General features: G+C 38.0%; 20 protein-coding genes. 4 read left to right on the top strand and 16 right to left on the bottom strand.

The window, feature by feature from the left end:
- Positions 1–182 precede the first annotated feature (182 nt).
- Together ACNF42_RS07195 and ACNF42_RS07190 are read right to left on the bottom strand one after the other, a co-directional pair.
- Positions 183–1,880, bottom strand: coding sequence for an acetate--CoA ligase (locus ACNF42_RS07195; protein ID WP_443340066.1), 1,698 nt, complete (start codon positions 1,878–1,880; stop codon positions 183–185).
- Between the two features lie 95 nt (positions 1,881–1,975).
- A complete protein-coding gene (locus tag ACNF42_RS07190) occupies positions 1,976–2,878 on the bottom strand; it encodes a phospholipase D-like domain-containing protein (protein WP_443340065.1) in 903 nt (300 codons plus the stop codon).
- 51 nt (positions 2,879–2,929) lie between these two features.
- Between ACNF42_RS07190 and ACNF42_RS07185 the strand changes: the two genes are divergently transcribed.
- Positions 2,930–3,565 (top strand): N-glycosylase/DNA lyase, encoded by a 636-nt coding sequence (locus tag ACNF42_RS07185; RefSeq protein WP_443340064.1) that lies wholly within the window; start codon positions 2,930–2,932, stop codon positions 3,563–3,565.
- 34 nt (positions 3,566–3,599) lie between these two features.
- Here ACNF42_RS07185 and ACNF42_RS07180 read toward each other — a convergent pair whose 3' ends face one another.
- The 6 genes from ACNF42_RS07180 to mtnB form a co-directional block, all read right to left on the bottom strand.
- Positions 3,600–4,091 carry a DUF2250 domain-containing protein gene (locus ACNF42_RS07180; protein ID WP_443340063.1) on the bottom strand — a complete coding sequence of 164 codons (492 nt, stop codon included), beginning with the start codon at positions 4,089–4,091 and terminating at the stop codon, positions 3,600–3,602.
- Positions 4,092–4,097: 6 nt separating this feature from the next.
- A complete protein-coding gene (gene acnA / locus ACNF42_RS07175; RefSeq protein WP_443340062.1) occupies positions 4,098–6,785 on the bottom strand; it encodes an aconitate hydratase AcnA in 2,688 nt (895 codons plus the stop codon).
- Between the two features lie 87 nt (positions 6,786–6,872).
- Positions 6,873–7,292, bottom strand: a complete 420-nt coding sequence (locus tag ACNF42_RS07170) for a hypothetical protein (RefSeq protein WP_443340061.1) — start codon at positions 7,290–7,292, stop codon at positions 6,873–6,875.
- Positions 7,293–7,422: 130 nt separating this feature from the next.
- Entirely contained in the window at positions 7,423–8,136 is a 714-nt protein-coding gene (gene mtnC / locus ACNF42_RS07165) for an acireductone synthase (protein WP_443340060.1), read from the bottom strand.
- A gap of 14 nt (positions 8,137–8,150) precedes the next feature.
- Complete coding sequence (locus ACNF42_RS07160; RefSeq protein WP_443340059.1) at positions 8,151–8,708, bottom strand: 1,2-dihydroxy-3-keto-5-methylthiopentene dioxygenase; 558 nt, start codon at positions 8,706–8,708, stop codon at positions 8,151–8,153.
- Positions 8,709–8,723: 15 nt separating this feature from the next.
- The gene (gene mtnB, locus ACNF42_RS07155; protein ID WP_443340058.1) at positions 8,724–9,383 is read right to left on the bottom strand and encodes a methylthioribulose 1-phosphate dehydratase; all 660 of its coding nucleotides are present in this window, start codon (positions 9,381–9,383) and stop codon (positions 8,724–8,726) included.
- Positions 9,384–9,578: 195 nt separating this feature from the next.
- On the opposite strand from mtnB, the gene ACNF42_RS07150 reads away from it, so the two are divergent.
- Both ACNF42_RS07150 and ACNF42_RS07145 read left to right on the top strand, forming a co-directional pair.
- Positions 9,579–10,001, top strand: coding sequence for a hypothetical protein (locus ACNF42_RS07150; RefSeq protein WP_443340057.1), 423 nt, complete (start codon positions 9,579–9,581; stop codon positions 9,999–10,001).
- A gap of 115 nt (positions 10,002–10,116) precedes the next feature.
- Positions 10,117–11,394 carry a glucoamylase family protein gene (locus ACNF42_RS07145; RefSeq protein WP_443340056.1) on the top strand — a complete coding sequence of 426 codons (1,278 nt, stop codon included), beginning with the start codon at positions 10,117–10,119 and terminating at the stop codon, positions 11,392–11,394.
- A gap of 79 nt (positions 11,395–11,473) precedes the next feature.
- Here the strand turns inward: ACNF42_RS07145 and ACNF42_RS07140 are convergent, their stop codons facing one another.
- From ACNF42_RS07140 to ACNF42_RS07105, 8 genes are all read right to left on the bottom strand, one after another.
- A complete protein-coding gene (locus ACNF42_RS07140) occupies positions 11,474–11,812 on the bottom strand; it encodes a hypothetical protein (protein ID WP_443340055.1) in 339 nt (112 codons plus the stop codon).
- Positions 11,812–12,003, bottom strand: a complete 192-nt coding sequence (locus tag ACNF42_RS07135) for a hypothetical protein (protein ID WP_443340054.1) — start codon at positions 12,001–12,003, stop codon at positions 11,812–11,814. Before ACNF42_RS07135 ends, ACNF42_RS07140 begins: the two co-directional genes overlap by 1 nt.
- Before the next feature lie 65 nt (positions 12,004–12,068).
- Entirely contained in the window at positions 12,069–12,527 is a 459-nt protein-coding gene (locus ACNF42_RS07130; protein ID WP_443340053.1) for a DUF5680 domain-containing protein, read from the bottom strand.
- Positions 12,528–12,592: 65 nt separating this feature from the next.
- Positions 12,593–14,599 carry a M13 family metallopeptidase gene (locus ACNF42_RS07125; RefSeq protein WP_443340052.1) on the bottom strand — a complete coding sequence of 669 codons (2,007 nt, stop codon included), beginning with the start codon at positions 14,597–14,599 and terminating at the stop codon, positions 12,593–12,595.
- Positions 14,600–15,262: 663 nt separating this feature from the next.
- A complete protein-coding gene (locus ACNF42_RS07120; RefSeq protein WP_443340051.1) occupies positions 15,263–16,318 on the bottom strand; it encodes an SLAC1 family transporter in 1,056 nt (351 codons plus the stop codon).
- Positions 16,319–16,329: 11 nt separating this feature from the next.
- Positions 16,330–17,076 (bottom strand): carboxymuconolactone decarboxylase family protein, encoded by a 747-nt coding sequence (locus ACNF42_RS07115; RefSeq protein ID WP_443340050.1) that lies wholly within the window; start codon positions 17,074–17,076, stop codon positions 16,330–16,332.
- A 118-nt stretch (positions 17,077–17,194) separates the two neighbouring features.
- Entirely contained in the window at positions 17,195–17,647 is a 453-nt protein-coding gene (locus tag ACNF42_RS07110; protein WP_443340049.1) for an Lrp/AsnC family transcriptional regulator, read from the bottom strand.
- A gap of 210 nt (positions 17,648–17,857) precedes the next feature.
- The gene (locus ACNF42_RS07105; RefSeq protein WP_443340048.1) at positions 17,858–17,992 is read right to left on the bottom strand and encodes a hypothetical protein; all 135 of its coding nucleotides are present in this window, start codon (positions 17,990–17,992) and stop codon (positions 17,858–17,860) included.
- Between ACNF42_RS07105 and ACNF42_RS07100 the strand changes: the two genes are divergently transcribed.
- Positions 17,991–18,233, top strand: coding sequence for an IS3 family transposase (locus ACNF42_RS07100; RefSeq protein ID WP_443340047.1), 243 nt, complete (start codon positions 17,991–17,993; stop codon positions 18,231–18,233). The two genes, ACNF42_RS07105 and ACNF42_RS07100, sit on opposite strands and share 2 nt — an antisense overlap.
- Positions 18,234–18,347 lie beyond the last annotated feature (114 nt).

Raw genomic sequence — 18,347 nt, 5'->3', positions numbered from 1 at the left:
TTAATCACGGACCACCAGTTAGAAGGGAAAAAAGAATAACAGAAAACTTCTAAGTACAATAGCACCCTGAAGTGTTAATGAAAAAACTCAGTGAAAGACTCGCTTTATGGAAAGAGTAAACCTAATAGATGTAAACTCACGGTGTGTTCTTTTAAAAAATGGTATGTAAATGCTATTTAATATCATTCATCCTCTTCGTCTTCTTCCTTTATTTCTCTCAGTGGTTTCGTGATGAATTCAACTCCCCCAAGATCGTTTTCTCTCTTTCCATACTCCATCTCCTTCAGATCCTTTCTTCTGATCTTTCCCGATATGGTCTTTACAGGATCAAGGGTTTGCACAAATTGCACTTTCCTGGGATGCTTATAGGGCCCTGTTTTTTCGGCAACATACTGACTTAGTTCGTCTGCCAGCCTCTGGGAAGGCTCGACCCCTTTTTTCAGAACGATAAAGCATTTTACCACAGCTCCCCGTACTGGATCAGGTGAGGCAACTGCAGCCGATTCTACAACTGAACCATGTTCCATAAGGGCGCTTTCCACCTCAAATGGCCCAATTCTGTATCCTGAACTCTTAATCACATCATCGCTTCTGCCAACATACCAGTAGTAACCATCATCATCCCTGAATGCCCTGTCTCCGGTAAAATAGAGATTGTTTCGAAAAACTTCCCTGTTTTTCTCCTCATCATTCATGTATCCTACCATAAGGGGTAAGGGTCTCCGTGGATTCATTTCAACAACAAGATTCCCCTCCTCATTGTTTTTTAAAATGTTTCCCTCATCATCTGCAATATTCATTCTGAAGAATGGTGAAGGTTTGCCCATTGAACCCGGTTTAATCTTGATTCCAGGGAAATTCCCCACCATCAGAACTGTTTCTGTCTGTCCATACCCATCTCTGATCTCCACACCACTCATCTTCTTGAATCTTTCAATAATTTCAGGATTCAGAGGTTCTCCGGCGCTGGCAGCCGTTTTTAGTGAACTTAAACTGAGTCCCGGCACATCCTGAATAATGAACATTCTCCACACAGTTGGCGAGGCGCAGAGGGAAGTTATCTTTAGTTCATCAATAAGTTTAAGGTGTTCAACTGGGTCAAATCTACCTTCATAGTGAAATGCAACAGTTGCCGCAGCCACATTCCATGGTGCAAAAATGGAACTCCATGCATGTTTTGCCCATCCCGGAGAGCTTATGTTCCAGTGAATTCCGTTCTTTTCAATACCGATCCACATGGCTGTACTATAGTGGCCCACAGGATAACTTGAATGAGTATGAAGCACCATCTTTGGAAGTCCTGTTGTGCCACTTGTAAAATATATGAGTGCCGGGTCATCGGACCGCGTAGCAACCTTCGATTCAAACCTGTTTATATGTAATAAGGATTCAGTGTCAACGTTTTCCCAGTTCTTGTCTTTTCCCCACACACATATGGTCATTTTCAATTTTTTTTCCATTCCACTGAATTTTGAAATATTTGCTGAATCCGTTATGACTCCAGAAATCTGGGCTGATTCTATTCTGTATTTTACATCATCAGATGTCATGGATGTGGCAGTGGGAACTATAATAGCCCCTATTCTAAGTATGGCCACAACTGATATCCACATCATTGGAACATTTCCAAGCATTAAAATTATCCTGTCACCTTTATTTATTCCCTTCTCTTTGAGATAAAAGGCAAATCTTGACGAAAGATCGGATATTTCCCGAAAATTGAAATCCTGTCTCTTTCCATTGTAATAAAATATTAGGGCTTTCTTATCACCCTGAGTCTCTGCAAGGTAGTCGATCCAGTCTCTGGACCAGTTGTAAAATTCAGGCAGAACAAATTTTTTAAGATCAATATGCGGATACATCTCGTAAAGTTCTTTCATGAAGTTATCATGCAATTTATCCTAATTAAATTTCTTTAAAAGGTAAGTTTCTTAAAATAGTATTTCTACTGAATTTTACTGAGTTTTTCCTTATATCATTTCTTACTGTTTTTCATCCATTTCTTGAATTCAGTGGACGATTTCCAGTCCTCGTTAAATTTCTCCATAAATACCTTCTTATCCTTACCCTTTTTAATAATGATTCCAACTTCTCTGTTCTTCTTCAAACTTGTTTCTGAAAAGTTCTGGGAACCAATGAACACAGATTTTTTGTTATGTATCATTTTGGCGTGCATATATCTTATGTTTGCAGGCATTATATGAATCTGAACACCCCTTGAAACAAGTGTTTCAGCATTCTTCTGATCATTTTCCGATATGCTTGATGGCAGTATCATTTTCAATTTCCTTCCCTTCGAACTGAGAATTTCAATAAGTGTGCTGTCGCTTCCAATCTCCTCTGTTTCTATGAAAAGTTTTTTACTGTTTCTCAGTAAGTCGTAGAGTCTGTTCTCAGAGTCGGGGGAAACAATAAGCAGTTTTCTGTCATGTTGTCCTGCCCTTTCTCCTTCCCAGTCAGAATTAAATATGTTCATAAGGGATTTGTGTATCTTTCTTTCGTCGCCTCTTACGAAGTATTCTCTGTTTTTCTTAAAGGCTGCATCAGTGAGATTCATGGTTCCCACAATAAACTCCTTCTCATTTAACATATATTTTGCATGATCAAAAACATCATTTCCCTCAAACCTTGCAGGCGCTATATTTACCTGAGCTCCAGTTCTTCTCAGAGCCTCAAGGCTCTCACTTCCTGAGCCATCGTAGGGATGACCATCAATGATTATCCTCACGCTTATTTTTCTTGATACTGCATTTGATATTGCGGTCATTATGTCAGGGTCATCTATCAAATAGGAATTTATGCGAATTTCTTTCTCAGAGTTCCTTATAAATTCAAGAATGGGCTCCTTCCCAGCCTCAGGTTCAGAATAAATGATCATAATCCTCACATGCGAGCCATTTATTAAATCTTTCCAAATACGCCTTAAAATATGATCTCTGAAAGAAGTGAGTGGTGGGTCGAGGTAGAATCCCTTATTAAGTCAGATTTTTCAAAAGAGGTTGATGCAAAACGAAGGGAATTTCTTAAATTCAGGGACGAATCACCGGAGAATATCTTCTTTGAACTATGTTTCTGTATTCTCACTGCGAACACATCTGCAGTTCTGGGAATAAGGATGCAGCAGGAACTTGGTCCTGATCCATTTATAAATTATGGTAGGGAGGAACTTAAGGATGCTCTTAAGAGTGCAAAGTATAGATTTTACAATACAAGATCCAAATACATTGTGAGCAACAGATGGATCATTGAGGAGCTCCCAGTTTTATTGAATCACCCGGATCCCTGGTCTGCAAGGGAATTTCTTGTGAATCACTGTATGGGAATAGGCTACAAGGAGGCATCTCATTTTTTTAGAAACTGTGGTGTTTTCGACTTTGCAATACTGGATATCCACATAATTAGACTCATAGATCCGGCTATGGCAAAATCAGGCAAGCCTCTAACAAGAAGAAAATATTACGAATATGAAGGTATAATCAGAAAAAAAGCTGAGGAATTCCATATTGAACCGGGAATACTGGATCTGTACATGTGGAAAATCGCCAGCGGCCAGCTGATAAAATAGATCAATTCCACTTCTGAAAAGCCAATTGGCAGATTTATTTCAAATATCCCCTTCTTATGGCCAGATTCATTACATTTTCTCCCATATCTGTAAGTTTTCCATGTCTTTCTATCAGTCCCATTCTCATGATTCTTTCATCGTCCTTATCGGGTTCCACATTTTTGTATCGTCTTATCTGGAGCCTTTCCAGGCAAGGTCCCTGCAGCATCTTGAGATAAAATTTGCAGTCAGCCATCTTCAGAACAATCTCACCAAGGCGTGTTATTTTAAAATACGTATGGTGTTTGTGCACTTCAGCACTTTTTTTGAGTTTGGCATCTGTTCTCTTTATTGAAGTGTTTCCATATATCTCAAGAAGACCCATTTCCTGAAATTTTTTAAGGTACTGGAATACCACCAGTTTATCTATTTCCGTATAGCGCATTATATTCTTTGCATAGTCCACTTTGGCGGTCTCCATGTGCCTTAATATTCTTATGTTGTTTACGTCTTCAACCAGTTCTGACAGTATTTCCTCTTCCTTCATTTTACCCTATTTTTTCATCCTTCTCATCACATACTGGAGTATTCCACCATTTCTGTAGTATTGTACTTCAACAGGCGTATCAAGCCTTATGTCCACATCTATGCTCGTTTCCTTTCCATTCCTGTTCCTGAATGACACTTTGGCCTTCTGGTGTGCCTTGAGATTCTCAGGGAGTACAATATTTACCGTTCCAAATGGATCAATGTCAAGGTTCTCAAATCCTTGTCCCTCCTTGAACTGAAGGGGCAATATTCCCATTCCTATGAGGTTACTCCTGTGAATTCTTTCATAGCTTTTGGCTATGATCGCCTTAACTCCCAGAAGATATGGACCCTTTGCAGCCCAGTCTCTTGAAGATCCTGTACCATACTCCTTGCCCGCAAAAACAACTGAACCTCCAGAAGAAATGTTGTTCATTGCAACATCAAATATCCACTTCTCTTCACCCTTTTCCTCTGTTCTTGTATAAGGGCCTTCTTTGTCAGAAAGTTTGTTTTTAATCCTGTTGTTTCCAAAGGTACCACGCATCATAACCTCGTGATTTCCCCTTCTTGATCCAAAGGAGTTGAAATCCTCAGGTTTTACACCATGATCCATCAGATATTTACCAGCAGGGCTTGCCTTTGATATAGACCCGGCTGGAGATATATGGTCAGTGGTAACTGAATCACCGAATACAGCCAGGACTTTTGTATTATTAATTTTATTAATATAGTCAGGTACAGTTTCACTGAAGTCCTTGAAGAATGGTGGATTTCTAATATAGGTGCTTTCCTCATCCCATTTGTAGAGGCTCCCTGACGGTGCATCCATCTGATTCCAGAGATTGCTGAACTTGTTGAGATTTGAATAGTTGTCCGCATAGAGTTTTTCACTCACATTATTCTGTATTATGCCATCTATTTCGGCGTTTGAAGGCCATATGTCTTTGAGGTATACCTTCTTTCCATCCTTTGATATTCCAATAGGATCCTTTTCCATGTCCACATCAACGCTACCGGCAATAGCAAATGCAACAACAAGAGGTGGGGACATCAGATAGTTTGCTTTCACGTTTCTATGGATTCTCGCCTCAAAGTTTCTGTTACCAGAAAGTACTGCAACCGTATACAGGTTATTTTCCACTATGGCATTTTCTATTTCACTTTTGAGCGGGCCTGAATTGCCTATGCAGGTTGTGCACCCATACCCAACAACTTCAAATCCCAGTTTATCAAGATAACTCTGTAGTCCGCTGTTTGAAAGATACTGGGATACTACTCTTGATCCCGGAGCAAGGCTTGTCTTTACTTTTGGATTTACCTTGAGACCAAGTTCCACTGCCTTCTTTGCGAGAAGACCTGCCCCAACCATCACCCTTGGATTTGATGTATTTGTACAGCTTGTTATTGCGGCTATAACCACATCTCCATCCCTTATTGTCTCTTCCTTTCCATCAATTTTTATCTTGACTGCTTTCAAGGAGACCTGTACAGGTGAATTTCTTCCCTCCTGAAACTTCTGGTTGTTTTCCTCCATAAACTTTAGAAAGCTTTTTCCACTATCTTTCAGTGAAACCTTTTGCTGTGGTAGCTTAGGTCCAGCAATAGTACTTTCAATAGAAGAGAGATCAAAATCAATCAATTCGCTGTAGTCCAATCCCTTCTGATTACCAAACATACCCTGTCTTGTGAAATATTCCTTTACAAGATTCACATGTTCTTCACTTCTTCCCGTCAGTCTGAGATAGTTCAGTGTCTCCTCGTCAACAGGAAAGAGTGCGCAGGTGGCACCATATTCGGGGCACATATTTGAAAGGGTAGCTCTGTCTGTTAAGGAAAGTGATGATACTCCATCCCCAAAGAACTCAACAAACTTCCCAACTACATTGCTCCTCCTCAGGAGTTCTGTGAGTGTTAAAACAACATCTGTGGCAGTTACCCCCTCTCTCAATTTTCCGTGTATGTTAACCCCCACAACCTTTGGAGAAAGAAATGTGACAGGTTGACCTAGCATGGCCGCCTCAGCTTCTATACCACCAACACCCCAGCCCAGTACACCCAGTCCATTTATCATAGTTGTATGGGAATCAGTTCCAACCAGGGTATCGAAGTATGCCTCGTTCACACCATTGGATTCATTCACGTGGACTACCTTTGCAAGATATTCCAGATTCACCTGATGCACTATTCCTGTGGATGGTGGTACAATTCTGAGATTTTTCATAGAACCCTGAGCCCACTTCAGGAATCTGTATCTCTCCCTGTTCCTCTCAAATTCCTTCTCAGAGTTCAATTTAAGTGCATCAGCTACTCCATAATAGTCAACCTGGACTGAATGATCAATTACCAGATCAACAGGAACCCTTGGCTCAATATCCTCAGGGTTCCTTCCCATTTTTTTAAACACCTCTCGCATTGATGCAAGATCAACAACAGCAGGTACACCCGTAAAATCCTGCATTAGAACCCTTGAAACTGTTAATGGAATTTCAAAATCACCCTGAGACATACCCTTCCATGACAGCAGATTCTTAAGGTCTTCCTCCCTTACTGTTTCTCCGTCCAGATTTCTCGCGAGACTTTCAAGTGTGATTCTGATTGAAATTGGCATTCTGTCGATCCCACTGTTGTATTTAGAAAGCTTTTTTAGGGAAACATACCTGTATTTTTTTCCATTTATTGAAAATTCATCAAAAAATTCCTCTGACTTCATGAATCAGGATTGCATATTATTTTATAAATTTTGGAAGTAATTATTTTGTTTATATTCCCTCACGTCATATCAATAATTTCTTATAGATTAAATCTTAGTAAGAAACAGTGTTTCAATATTTCTCATGCCGTCTTCCACAATCTTCTCAACGAATTTTTTAAAGTCACCTTTGCCAATTAATTCAGGAAGTTTTCCTGCATCCATTTTCGCTTCGACTTCAATTCTTGTTTTACCACTACTGATCTTTTCATAATCAATGGCAAATCTGAATCTATCCTTGTATTCTTCAATTCCCTCATAAACTATTCTGCATTCCGTAATTTTTAAAGAAAATTCTATTTCAAAAATTCTGATGATTCCAAATTTTTTCCACCTGAATTTCACTGAGTATATATGGTTGCCCTTAAACCCTATTTCCAATGTGTATTCTGAGCTTGCCAGGAACCTCCTGGGATCAGAACCAACGAAAAAAACATTGTCACAAGAAACTTCTATCTCCTTTTCCATAGAATATTTCAACATATTTGTGTACCAGCATTCTAAAGTTGCTCATAATTCTTATCTATATATACGCGATATGTGTGCGGAATATTAAATATCCATTTGGAATAAGGCTTGATCATTTTTATTTTTCACATCATAATTTAATATCCTGAAAGCTTTCTATTTTTTCAATTCCCTTATTCCATTTATTGTCATATCCATCTCTCCTAACGAGGTAGCATAGCATTCCAGCAGATTGGGCTGCAATTATTTCTTCCTCAGAATCAGAGAGAAAAAGTATATTCCTGGGATTTTCTCCAATTTGATTTGCAATTTTCATATAACTATCCTTTTCCTTTTTACTTCCAACCTTTGTATCAAAATATCCATCGAGCATTTGAGATAAATTTCCATCACTTGTATGGCCAAAAAGCAACTTCTGGGACATAACGCTCCCGGACGAGTATATAAAAACCCTCAGTCCACGGTTCTTCCATCTCATTACGCTTTCCTTCACTTCAGGATAAAGAGTACACATAAGTGTTCCATCTTCAAATCCCTCTTTCCAGATGAGTCCTTCCAGTTCCTTAAGTGCCCCATATTTACTATCTTCGTCGATCATGCTTTTTACTATTCTGGAAATGTCTTCTAAATTATTCTCATTGTATTCTATGTTTACATTTGAATTATGAGCTCTTTTAAATTCATTCAAAATATGAATTAACAGCCTCTTTATTTCATCAGAATAAAGGTTCCTTCGGAGAAAATCATCCAGATGATCCCTGGCATATTGAAACATATCTTTGTGCACAAATTGGATTGGCACAGATGTGCCCTCTATATCCATCAATATTACTCTTACAGTCATTTAATGAACCCATCTCAATGACTTTTGTAGCTTATATAAGAAGGTCCAAAGCAAACAGGTTCGTATTTTCTGTCAACTCCACTGTTTGTGTAATATGGAGTCCAACCAGATTTATCCTTAAAGAGCCTTATTGCAATGATATGTTTATCCTGGCATAAATCGAACCAGTGCTTTGTCCCTGCAGGAACTCCAAGCAAGTCACCTGGCTCTACCTCTATGGAAAAAACTTTCCCATCCATATTGATATAGAAAATGCCTGATCCATCTATGGTAAATCTCACCTCATCCTCACTATGTACATGCTCTTTCTTAAATTTCTCAAGCATAATCTCAAGATTTGGTGTCTTTGAGTCTATATTTATTACGTCTGCAACAAGATAATTTCCCTCTTCCTTCAACGCTTCGATCTCATCATTGAATACCCTGAGGATCTCATTGTCATTCTTTTCTATGGAAGATATTTTTTCGATGTCCCATTTATCATACCTTATATTCCTTTCTTTCAGAAATTTCTCAGCGTCATCATACTCACTAATTATTTTTCCATCATTTTTCAGGTTAATTTTTACCATTTTTTGAACCTCCATCTATTCTTTCCCATTCAACAGAATTTTCCTGTAAAGAAGGTCAAGTAGGAATTCAATTCCTTCAGTGTGAGTTTTTGCCTCATTTAAGTTCATTCCCCACGTGTACAATCCATGGCCTTTCAGTATAAATCCGTGAATTTTATCATCCCTTTGCAACCTGTCAAAGACTATTTTGTAAAGATAGTGCATATCTTGGGAATTTCCTATAATTGGTATTATTTCAACAGATTCGTGGCTTTTATTTCCTCTCAGTGCCTTCAGCATTTCATACCCCTCTATGCATATGAATCCTTCATCACTGTAAATTTCCGACAGAAGGGTACTGTTGACAGAGTGCGTATGAATTACAGACCTCGATCCTGTGGCCTTAATTATGGCAATGTGTAGGAGTGTTTCAGCCGATGGTTTGAGATTGCCAGAAAGGACTTCTCCAAGTTCATTCACCGTGATAAAATCCGATATTTTCATTCTGCCTTTCTGGACACCACTGGAGCTTATTTGAAGAACCAGGGGATCTTCAGAAATCAAAGTACTTATATTTCCACCTGTTCCAAGCATCCATCCAAACCTGTACATTCCAGAGGCAACCTCTATCATTTTCTTTGCCTCCCTGTTTAGGGAATCCTGGTTGATTTCACACACTTTTGTTACATTCGTCACTTCGACCTTACCCTTTATAATTGGTATTAAAGGATACTGAAAATAATTGTGTAGTGGATATTTTAAAAAAATATTAGTATAAGGTGCAGAAATGACTGATTGAAATTTGGATTCATATTACTGGGAATACTTTTAAATTACATACAAAGGGGAAGTTGTTATATGTTTATATGTGGATTTGCAATATTCACGTATATGACTCCTCTGGAAATTGAACGGCCATGGATTAAGGAGGGTTTAGGCAAGAAGACATTTATCGGTGTAATACTAGTGTTTATTGTAACATTTATTCTCATCATTTCTTTCAACGGAATAGGTGGGACAACAGTAAATATCCAGCAGATAAACGTGAATTTCAAAAATATAAATGAGCAGAGTTATTCCATTCCATATGGCAAATTTACATATTCCGGTGGATCAACTCTTGATATTTCAGTCCCAATTACGGTGAACAACGGTGTTCAATTTACAATAAATTCCGTCTCCGCGCAGAATGGTTTTATGGCAAAACTTGACAGACCGGTGACGGTAGACGGTAATGGTGTGTATGAAATTCCTGTTACTCTAGAAATGCCATCTTATAATTACGCGGGCTCACTCAATTTGACATTTTCATAAGTGATATACATAGGATTTAATAATCTGTGGTGGTAATGTAAAAACACATTACCACTCAAAATAGTAAGCTGTAAGGAAAAAGATATTTAAGCCAATGATTCTTTTTTTTATTTGAATGACCAAAAATTCCTATCTGGCAGTTGTATTTCTTTTAATAGGATTAGTTGCACTTCTTCTATCCACAACCTACGTACCTGTAACTGAAAGCTACAAAGCTCCATCCATAGGCAACAGTATTTCGGAGAGAGCCGATAAAATACTCATATACAATGAAGAAAACGCCACACGCTATTTTTGGGACTGTGCAAATCCTGTAAATGGCCTTGTAAGGGATCATTCAGAATTGAATTCTCCATCATCCATTTCCGCGGTTGGATTTGGAATGACATCACTTATTATTGGATATGAAAATGGGTGGTTTACCAGATCAGAGGTATATGACAGGATTCTCACCACACTCAATTATTTTAACAACACAACCCAGAATCATGGTTTTTATTATCATTTCATAAATATGTATAATGGTTCAAGCGCTTACAACAGTGGTTTTTCCTCCATAGATACAACACTTTTCATTTCAGGGGCACTATTTGCAGGTCAGTTTTTTAGTGGTACACCATTGCAGAGACTTGCTGAAAGACTCTATGAGAGAATTAACTGGCAGTGGATGACAAATAACACCTCCCTCTTAAATATGTGTTATTACCCCGATTCAGGCTTTTCCCACTATTACTGGACCGATTACAGTGAAGGTCTTTTGATGTACATACTTGCATTGGGCTCTCCAACTCATCCACTCCCCGTATCGGACTGGGAATACTGGATATCGACCTGGAGGGAGAACGGCCAGAATAGCTTAAGGCACTGGGCTGCATCAGACGAAAGTATGTTCACGTACCTTTATGCACAGGCATACATCAACTTCAAGAACCTTAATTTCAACTATGTTGGAAATTTATGGAACAACTCCAAGCGGGCAATAGAGTATGACATATCATTTTCTCAGAGTTGCACAAAATATGAAACATTTGATCAGGGATACTGGGGAATTTCCGCCAGTAATGGGCCAAATGGTTACGAGGCCTTTGGAGCCTATCCGGGAGGCACAGATGGAACGGTTGCCCCCTATGCAATGATTGGTGCCCTACCCTTTGTCCCAAACCAGTCTAAACTGGCTGTTATAAATATGTGGGATATAAGAAACGAGACCTATTCCACTTACGGATTCGTGGATGCCTTTAATTTGGGTGATAATTGGTTTTCTCCGGATTATATTGGCATTGATGTTGGAATCGAAATCCTTATGACTCAGGATTATTTCAACGGCTTTGTCTGGAAATATTTCATGGAGATACCCTATGTGGAGAATGCACTATTGGTTCTCGGGGTTTAAACCTAATTTAAAGGACCCATTTATCAAGAGTGAAATTTCCTGACAAGCCAAATTATAGTTTTTGAATTACTCAAAAGCTCTATTTGAATTGCTTTAATAGTAGGTATTTATCTAGAAGTTCCTTTACTTTCCTGTCCAGATTATTTCTCCTCGTAAGGCCAGACATCTCAAGTTCTGCAATCATTGCCGAAATTTTGATGGCGTTTGAATGGACTCTCATAAATTCCTCGTATGAACTGTAATTTATGGAGGCTATCCTTCCTTGAAGAAAGGACTTTTCCTTAAGGTTTTCCCTGTACTTCTCATACTCATTTTCGAGTTCATCCATAAGATCCCTATACTGTTCAATGTTGTTTTCAATGTAATCAATTTCTTCCCTTGTAAGGGAGCATAGATGGGATAATTTCTTCATATCCATCAATATCTCATCTCTTCAAGTTCCCTTATGATCCGTAAACTGAGATCATAATCCTGTCTCTCTTTTTCAAGTGTTTCTCTATTTTCTTTTACTATAGTAGTAAGAGTTTCAATTTCCATTGAAAGATTCTGATTCATCTCCTCATACAAATGGAGGCTCTGCATCAGTTTCTGATAAATGACATCGTTCACAAGATGAATATGTTCAAAAAATAGTTATAATTTACCTGCAAAAAGAGTACTATAAATATGAATTGCTATTGAATTATACTCCCACCAGAATAATGCAGTTCATAAATTATTCCGCTTTCGCTCTCAATGCTCTCATAACCCATAAAGTAGTCAAATTCCCCAGAAAAGTCATTGTGATATGTTAGAACACCATCAGAAAAGGCCTTTGGCCCTCTGTATGGTGCCTCTCTCTCAACCAGATAGAGAGCCTTTTTTAAAAAAGCATAGGTTTTCTGAGTATTCCCATTTTCATCCAGCATACCTCCAGAATAAACCATACTCCAGACAGGATTTTCATTTTCCATTACTGTTTCAATGCCTGCAAAGGTGAGACTTCCATACCATAAGTCTCTGTAAGTGAGATTTCCTTCTTGATTTAAGATTTCGTGTGCGTTTTTAATTGATTTGCTGAGATTTCCAGTGTTAGAGGCATATCCCTTTCTTTTTGAATCTACAATGAAATCGATCAGTTTCTCGTAATCCATAGAATCAGTATTCTCTGTCAGGATAAATAAATTCCATAAATAGTGGGGAAACTATGGCAAGAGTCTTACCACACCTTAATTTTTTTCATGGAACTGCTATTTGTCCCCTGTAACCCGAACACCTTTTCAAAATCCTCATGGGTCACTGCTGGAACTGAAGCCCTTATCCTTGATGGAGCATGAGGATTGCTGGATACAAGCCATCTCAAAAATTCTTCCCTGTCCTTTTCCCTCCAGCTCTGTGCCCACCCTATGAAAAATCTCTGCTCTGGAGTAAATCCATCAATTTTCCTTTTCATTTCCGGATTTCTGTTAAGTTTTCTCTGCAATGCCTCATAGGCAATACTGACACCACCAAGATCTGCTATATTTTCTCCCAAGGTCAGATCTCCGTTTACAAAGAGTCCAGGAAGGACTTCCTGGGCACTATAAAGCTTTGAAACCTCGGAGGCTCTTCTCGTAAATTCTGCTTCGTCTTCCTTTGTCCACCACTCCTTGAGATTCCCTTCTGCATCGAATCTTCTCCCTTCATCATCAAATCCATGGGTTATCTCGTGGGCTATTGTTCCTCCTGTTGCCCCATAATTTACAGCATCGTCAAGATCTGGATCAAAAAATGGTGGCTGAAGTATTCCTGCTGGAAATACTATCTCATTATCTGTGGGGGAAAAGTATGCATTCACAGTTGGCGGTGTCATTTCCCAAAGTTCCTTGTCAACCGGCATTCCGATTCTTTTAATCATCCTGTCGCTTTCAAAGCTATTAGATCTCAATACATTTCCCAGAAAGTCATCAGGAGATATACGTAGGGATGAGTAATCAATAAATTTTGATGGATATCCTATTTTTGCACGAAACCTGGAGAATTTTTCCAGGGCTTTTTTTCTTGTTTCTTCACTCATCCAATCCACGTTTTGAAGTCTTTCTCTGAATACATCTTTTATATCTTCCACCATTTCACTTATTTTCTCTCTGTATCTGGAATCAAAATGATCTCTCACGTATATCTTTCCCAGAGCCTCTCCCATAGTTCCATCTATTAGCCTTACGGTTCTTTTCCACCTGGGCTCAGGTGACTTTTGCCCATAGACCTTTCTCTGGAAGAAATCAAAATGCTCATCCTGCATTTCCTTGTGGAGAAAGGTTGCAGTGCTCTTCAAAAGATGCCATCTGAAATATATCTTCCACTCTTCAATTGGAATGTTCTTGAGCATCTCTTCCAGATTGTGGAAAAACTTGGGTTGTCCAATAATTACGTAGTCAGTATTCTTTAGGTCAATTTCTTTGAGATATCTTTCAAATTCAATTCCAGGAAACTCTTTTCTCAATTCCTTTATCATAAACCTGTTGTAATTTCTCTCAGGATCTCTTAGCTCCACCGGTTTGAAACTTGATTCCGCCAGTTTTGTCTCAATATTGAAAACTATATCTGCCATATTTTCGGAGTTTTCCTCATTCTCTCCAACTATGATGAACATTTTCTTTATGTGTTCCTTGAATTGTTGTCGCAAATTTTTGAATGAATCCTGAATATAGTATTCGCTGCTTGGAAGTGAGAGTCCACCCTGAACAATATAGAATGCGTAGGTATTACTCTTCTTCATATCCCCGTAGGATTCGTAGGAGAACATTGGTTCTATTCCTATTAAGTGCAGCTTTCCAGTCAAATCCATAAGGTCATTTTTTTCCTTCACGTCTCTAATAAGATCCATTATGGGTTCCAAAGGTTTGGTTTTAATTTCCTCAATTCTATCTGTATCCATAGCCGAAAGGTAAAAATCACCTAGTTTTCTCTCATCACTTTTTTCATCCCAATCATCACCAAAGGCACATTTTTCCAATATTTTTCCCAAAACATATCTGTTATATTCAACAAGTTCTGAGCTTGCACCCCATTCCATCTTATCATCTGGAATCTGGTTGATCTCATCCCATTTCCCACAGGCGTAACTATAGAAATCATCAGCCGGGTTTACATTCCTGTCCATGAAATCAACAGAGAATTTTGGAATTTTTGGAGGATTCTTTTCGTCTATCTTCTCAATATGCTTCCTTATTTCATTTCTGTCCATTTTTTCCTTACTTTTTCATAGAATATTTACTTTTTGAAAATTTTTTTGTGATGTCCTATGAAAATAGAAATCAATGATCATTGAAATTATATTTAGTTCTTGATCTGATAAGAATTAAAAATTTATCCTACATGACAAAAGAATGGTTCCCCGAACAATTTCAAATAATAGTGAAAAAAATTGATTTAGCCGCATCAAATTTCCGTTTAATCGTATCCACAGCCACACTGTATGGCTTCAAATTCTGTCTCGTGCTCAGCACCACATGATGGGCATACATATTTTCCAACTTCTTCGTATACTATTTCCATATTTTTTTCATGATTTTATGGAATATAAAAGTTGTCGTAGTAAAATTCGTCATTTGTCAATTCGCGTAACAGATGACGTAAGAGTTTGGGGAATAGGAAAAAAACTGAATTTCCTGGATATGAATTTAATAAAATTCATCTTGCGTTGAATATTCATGAACAAATTACTCCGGTAGTATTTAAGCAAAATTCTCTTATGATTTGAAGTATATAAAGACCCAATCACTTTATATTCATTAAAATCGACATATGACTTAGCTAAAAAATGGCAGTTATGTGATCGTTGTTTTATTTATACGGTAAAAAGGGGATTTAATATTTTGGGAAGGTAACAATTAATATTCTGTTCAGTTTACTCTCCAATCTTCTCTTCCCAGATTCTTTCAATCATAATGTCTCTGTTTGTGATAAAATTGTAAGTGTTATACCAGGCATATACCCATATGACATTAAGTGCTAGGGCGATGAATCCGAAAAGCCATAAAAGGTCAGGTTCATTTGTCAGGGACATTATTTTCAGTGTCGAGATTGCAAAAAGACCAAGTGGAAATCCGTATGCCCATACGCTCATATTCCCCTTTGTAGGATGACTCAGTATAATTATGGCCACGACAAGGAAATTCCACACTTCAAATCCCCACAGGAAAAGTGAAATTATGCCTGCTGTGGATGAGGAAATAAGGAAGATGTTCAAGCTATTGAAGGATTCAAGAGTCAGGATGTTAATGACAGCAAGGCTTGCAATTCCAACTGGAAGCATTGTTGTTGGGAGTGTCTGGTGATTTTTGTTTGCAACATGTCCAGCTAGTGCAAGTGAACCTATGAAGATGTAAAGCATAAAGAATATGCCAAGACCAAAAATTGTAAGGTAATATATGGTGTGGGCAGCACCACCTCCATAGAATTTAATAAGATAAGGGGCCAGGAATGCACTGGTTCCAATGGCCAGTGGAGGAATAACTATGGCATAATTCATCTCCTTTGCCTCAATTTTTTTGGTATAGAGTCTAAAACCTAAAAGAACACCAAGCAAAAGAGCCAGTGAATAGTCAATCCCATAGTTCAGAAGTGAAAGCTCCGCTCCTAGTGATGATATGCCAAAGTAATAGATCAGCTGCGAATCTGAAACAAATCCTATGATCGGTATTATGGCAACAAAACTAAGCCTTGTAAGGTTATTCCAATGGGAGAACAAGGCATCCCTGTAAAGTAAGGCCCTGGCAATCCAGAGAACAAGAACAACAAGGAAAATTGAAATTCCGAGTAATGTAAATATCTCTCCAATTATGCTGTATGGCAAATATCCTGTTTGACCATATATCAAAATGTAAACCTCTGCAAGGGCAAGGGTTGCTATGGGAATTCCAAACCACTCTGATCCAATGAGTGAAATACTACTTTTATTCAACTTTTTCACCTCTATTTCCTGCCCCTAGGGTTAATCATAAGTTTCATTATATCTGCTGAATATGTCAGTGCTTTATTTCCTGTGATAAACCGGGAAACTGCAATTGCATCAACGGCTTCATCAACTTTCCCACCTGCATTGAAATAAGCTTGAAGATATACACTTGCGCAATCAGGATCTCTTATGGAGACGCTGATTGCATATGCAATAAGAAAGGTATATTTCTTCTCCAGTTCAACAGGAGAGAGAAGAAATGTCTTTTCACGAATGTGTTCATTTAAAAGGTCAAATGAGATTTTTGACAATGCAGATAGATTCTTTGGGGGCTCTTCCATTCCACTATTTCTTGTCACGTTCATTAAAATGTTATCCACCTCCACATTTTTATTATAATTCTTGGAAAAATTTGAAAATATATGATCCGAGGATCCAACTGTCGAAAGAGTTGAAGACATAAGAGCCATCTTTACAACTTTGATTACATCCAGGATTTCATTGTCAGATGCTGACTGATTTCTCGCAAGTTCAAAGTGAACCTTAATGGATTCCTTCTGACCATTGGCAATGGAAACTCCCAGGGCTATAAGTGAAAGAAGCTTCTTTGAAAGGGTTTTTCGACCCAAATATAGAGCCATGTTTTCTCTGAACTGTTCGTCGGAAAATTCCCGATCTATAATTCCAAGAATTTCCACAATCTCAGGCGTTTCACCAATTGCACTTTTTGCAAAGCTATCTATTTTTTTCAAGTCGTCATTCATAAGTTGAAATAAGGTTGTTAAATAAATCTTTTTCACGCAAAAAATTTAAGAAAATGGGAAAAAAATCCAATTTTTTGGATATCATTTAAACGAGATTTGACCGGAGATATCTTATACTCTATTGTTCAATTTCATCAAGCACAACCTGCAAATCTATATCATATATACCAAATTTTGGCAATTCCTTTCTTGCGTATTCTCTAATTTCTGAGCAATCCTCTCCTATTATTTCCATTATGAATCTTCTTTGGCCTGTTGTTATGACTGTCCTTTTTATGCGTTTTTGTGTCTTTGCAAATTTGACGATCCCATCTATCATTTCAGCAGGTACATTAAATGAAATGAATGCCTTGCAGTGCATACCAACGCTTTGAAAATCTATCTTTGCCTTGCATCCCTTAATGACCCCTCTTTGCTTTAGAAGTATAATCCTATCTCTTACTGTCCATAAGCTTTTACCGGTCTCCTTAGAGATTTCGTCATAGGATTTAGAGCAGTCTTCTTCCATAATCTCAATGATCTTCATATCAAGAGCATCAATTTTGAATTTTTTTTCCTCGTCAGATCTCATTTTGTCTCGTGTCTCCCGATAACAAATTATACTTTGAAATATATATTTTTTTCTTTAATTTGAATAAACCTCCCTTTTCTCCAATTTATACGGAATCTTTTCAAAATCCTTAAGTAAGAATTTTTATAATAAACGAAACTAGTTTTCATGATTAAATGTTACTTCATCCAATTGGCTTTGTTAGGAACACCAATTAAAAATTAAACATCATCAATATATAAAGAGGATTTCGAATAACCACTGGAATTCTGCTATCTTTGTTCTGTAGTTCGTGATTTTCATTGCAATATCAACAATAACAATGATTTTCATGGCATGTACATTGTATCCGAAGCATGCGAACATGAACTTCACCCTTGATGAAATAATCCGGATCTCAGGAGAAAGGACAACCTATGGATACAGGAGAGTCTGGGCACTTCTCAGGAATTCCGGCATTCGTGTGAATATTAAGACGGTGAGGAGAATCATGAGAAGGAACAGTCTTGCACTGCCATTGCAAAACATAAGAACAGAATTAGGAAGAAGGAACTCACAAAGCCGGACAACATCAACAGGTTATGGGAAACAGACATCCACTATGTAAGCACACAGAGAGACGGAATGCACTATCTCATGTCAATAAAGGATTGCTTCAGCAAGAAATGGATTTCATATGAATTCTCCAGGTCATGTACAGCAAATGACTGCATCAGGGCAG

This window comes from Cuniculiplasma thermophilum, assembly GCF_052315355.1.
In the GTDB taxonomy this organism is placed as follows: Archaea; Thermoplasmatota; Thermoplasmata; order Thermoplasmatales; family Thermoplasmataceae; genus Cuniculiplasma.
The sequence above is the reverse complement of the archived record's forward strand: the minus strand, read 5'-3'. Positions and strand labels throughout refer to the sequence as shown.

Coding starts and splice junctions, on each gene's coding strand:
- ACNF42_RS07195 (WP_443340066.1), bottom strand. CDS start 1,880: ATGAAAGAACTTTACGAGATGTATCCGCATATTGATCTTAAAAAATTT.
- ACNF42_RS07190 (WP_443340065.1), bottom strand. CDS start 2,878: ATGATCATTTATTCTGAACCTGAGGCTGGGAAGGAGCCCATTCTTGAA.
- ACNF42_RS07185 (WP_443340064.1), top strand. CDS start 2,930: ATGATCTCTGAAAGAAGTGAGTGGTGGGTCGAGGTAGAATCCCTTATT.
- ACNF42_RS07180 (WP_443340063.1), bottom strand. CDS start 4,091: ATGAAGGAAGAGGAAATACTGTCAGAACTGGTTGAAGACGTAAACAAC.
- acnA (WP_443340062.1), bottom strand. CDS start 6,785: ATGAAGTCAGAGGAATTTTTTGATGAATTTTCAATAAATGGAAAAAAA.
- ACNF42_RS07170 (WP_443340061.1), bottom strand. CDS start 7,292: ATGGAAAAGGAGATAGAAGTTTCTTGTGACAATGTTTTTTTCGTTGGT.
- mtnC (WP_443340060.1), bottom strand. CDS start 8,136: ATGACTGTAAGAGTAATATTGATGGATATAGAGGGCACATCTGTGCCA.
- ACNF42_RS07160 (WP_443340059.1), bottom strand. CDS start 8,708: ATGGTAAAAATTAACCTGAAAAATGATGGAAAAATAATTAGTGAGTAT.
- ACNF42_RS07150 (WP_443340057.1), top strand. CDS start 9,579: ATGACTCCTCTGGAAATTGAACGGCCATGGATTAAGGAGGGTTTAGGC.
- ACNF42_RS07145 (WP_443340056.1), top strand. CDS start 10,117: ATGACCAAAAATTCCTATCTGGCAGTTGTATTTCTTTTAATAGGATTA.
- ACNF42_RS07140 (WP_443340055.1), bottom strand. CDS start 11,812: ATGGATATGAAGAAATTATCCCATCTATGCTCCCTTACAAGGGAAGAA.
- ACNF42_RS07130 (WP_443340053.1), bottom strand. CDS start 12,527: ATGGATTACGAGAAACTGATCGATTTCATTGTAGATTCAAAAAGAAAG.
- ACNF42_RS07125 (WP_443340052.1), bottom strand. CDS start 14,599: ATGGACAGAAATGAAATAAGGAAGCATATTGAGAAGATAGACGAAAAG.
- ACNF42_RS07115 (WP_443340050.1), bottom strand. CDS start 17,076: ATGAATGACGACTTGAAAAAAATAGATAGCTTTGCAAAAAGTGCAATT.
- ACNF42_RS07110 (WP_443340049.1), bottom strand. CDS start 17,647: ATGAGATCTGACGAGGAAAAAAAATTCAAAATTGATGCTCTTGATATG.
- ACNF42_RS07100 (WP_443340047.1), top strand. CDS start 17,991: ATGAACTTCACCCTTGATGAAATAATCCGGATCTCAGGAGAAAGGACA.
- ACNF42_RS07105 (WP_443340048.1), bottom strand. CDS start 17,992: ATGTTCGCATGCTTCGGATACAATGTACATGCCATGAAAATCATTGTT.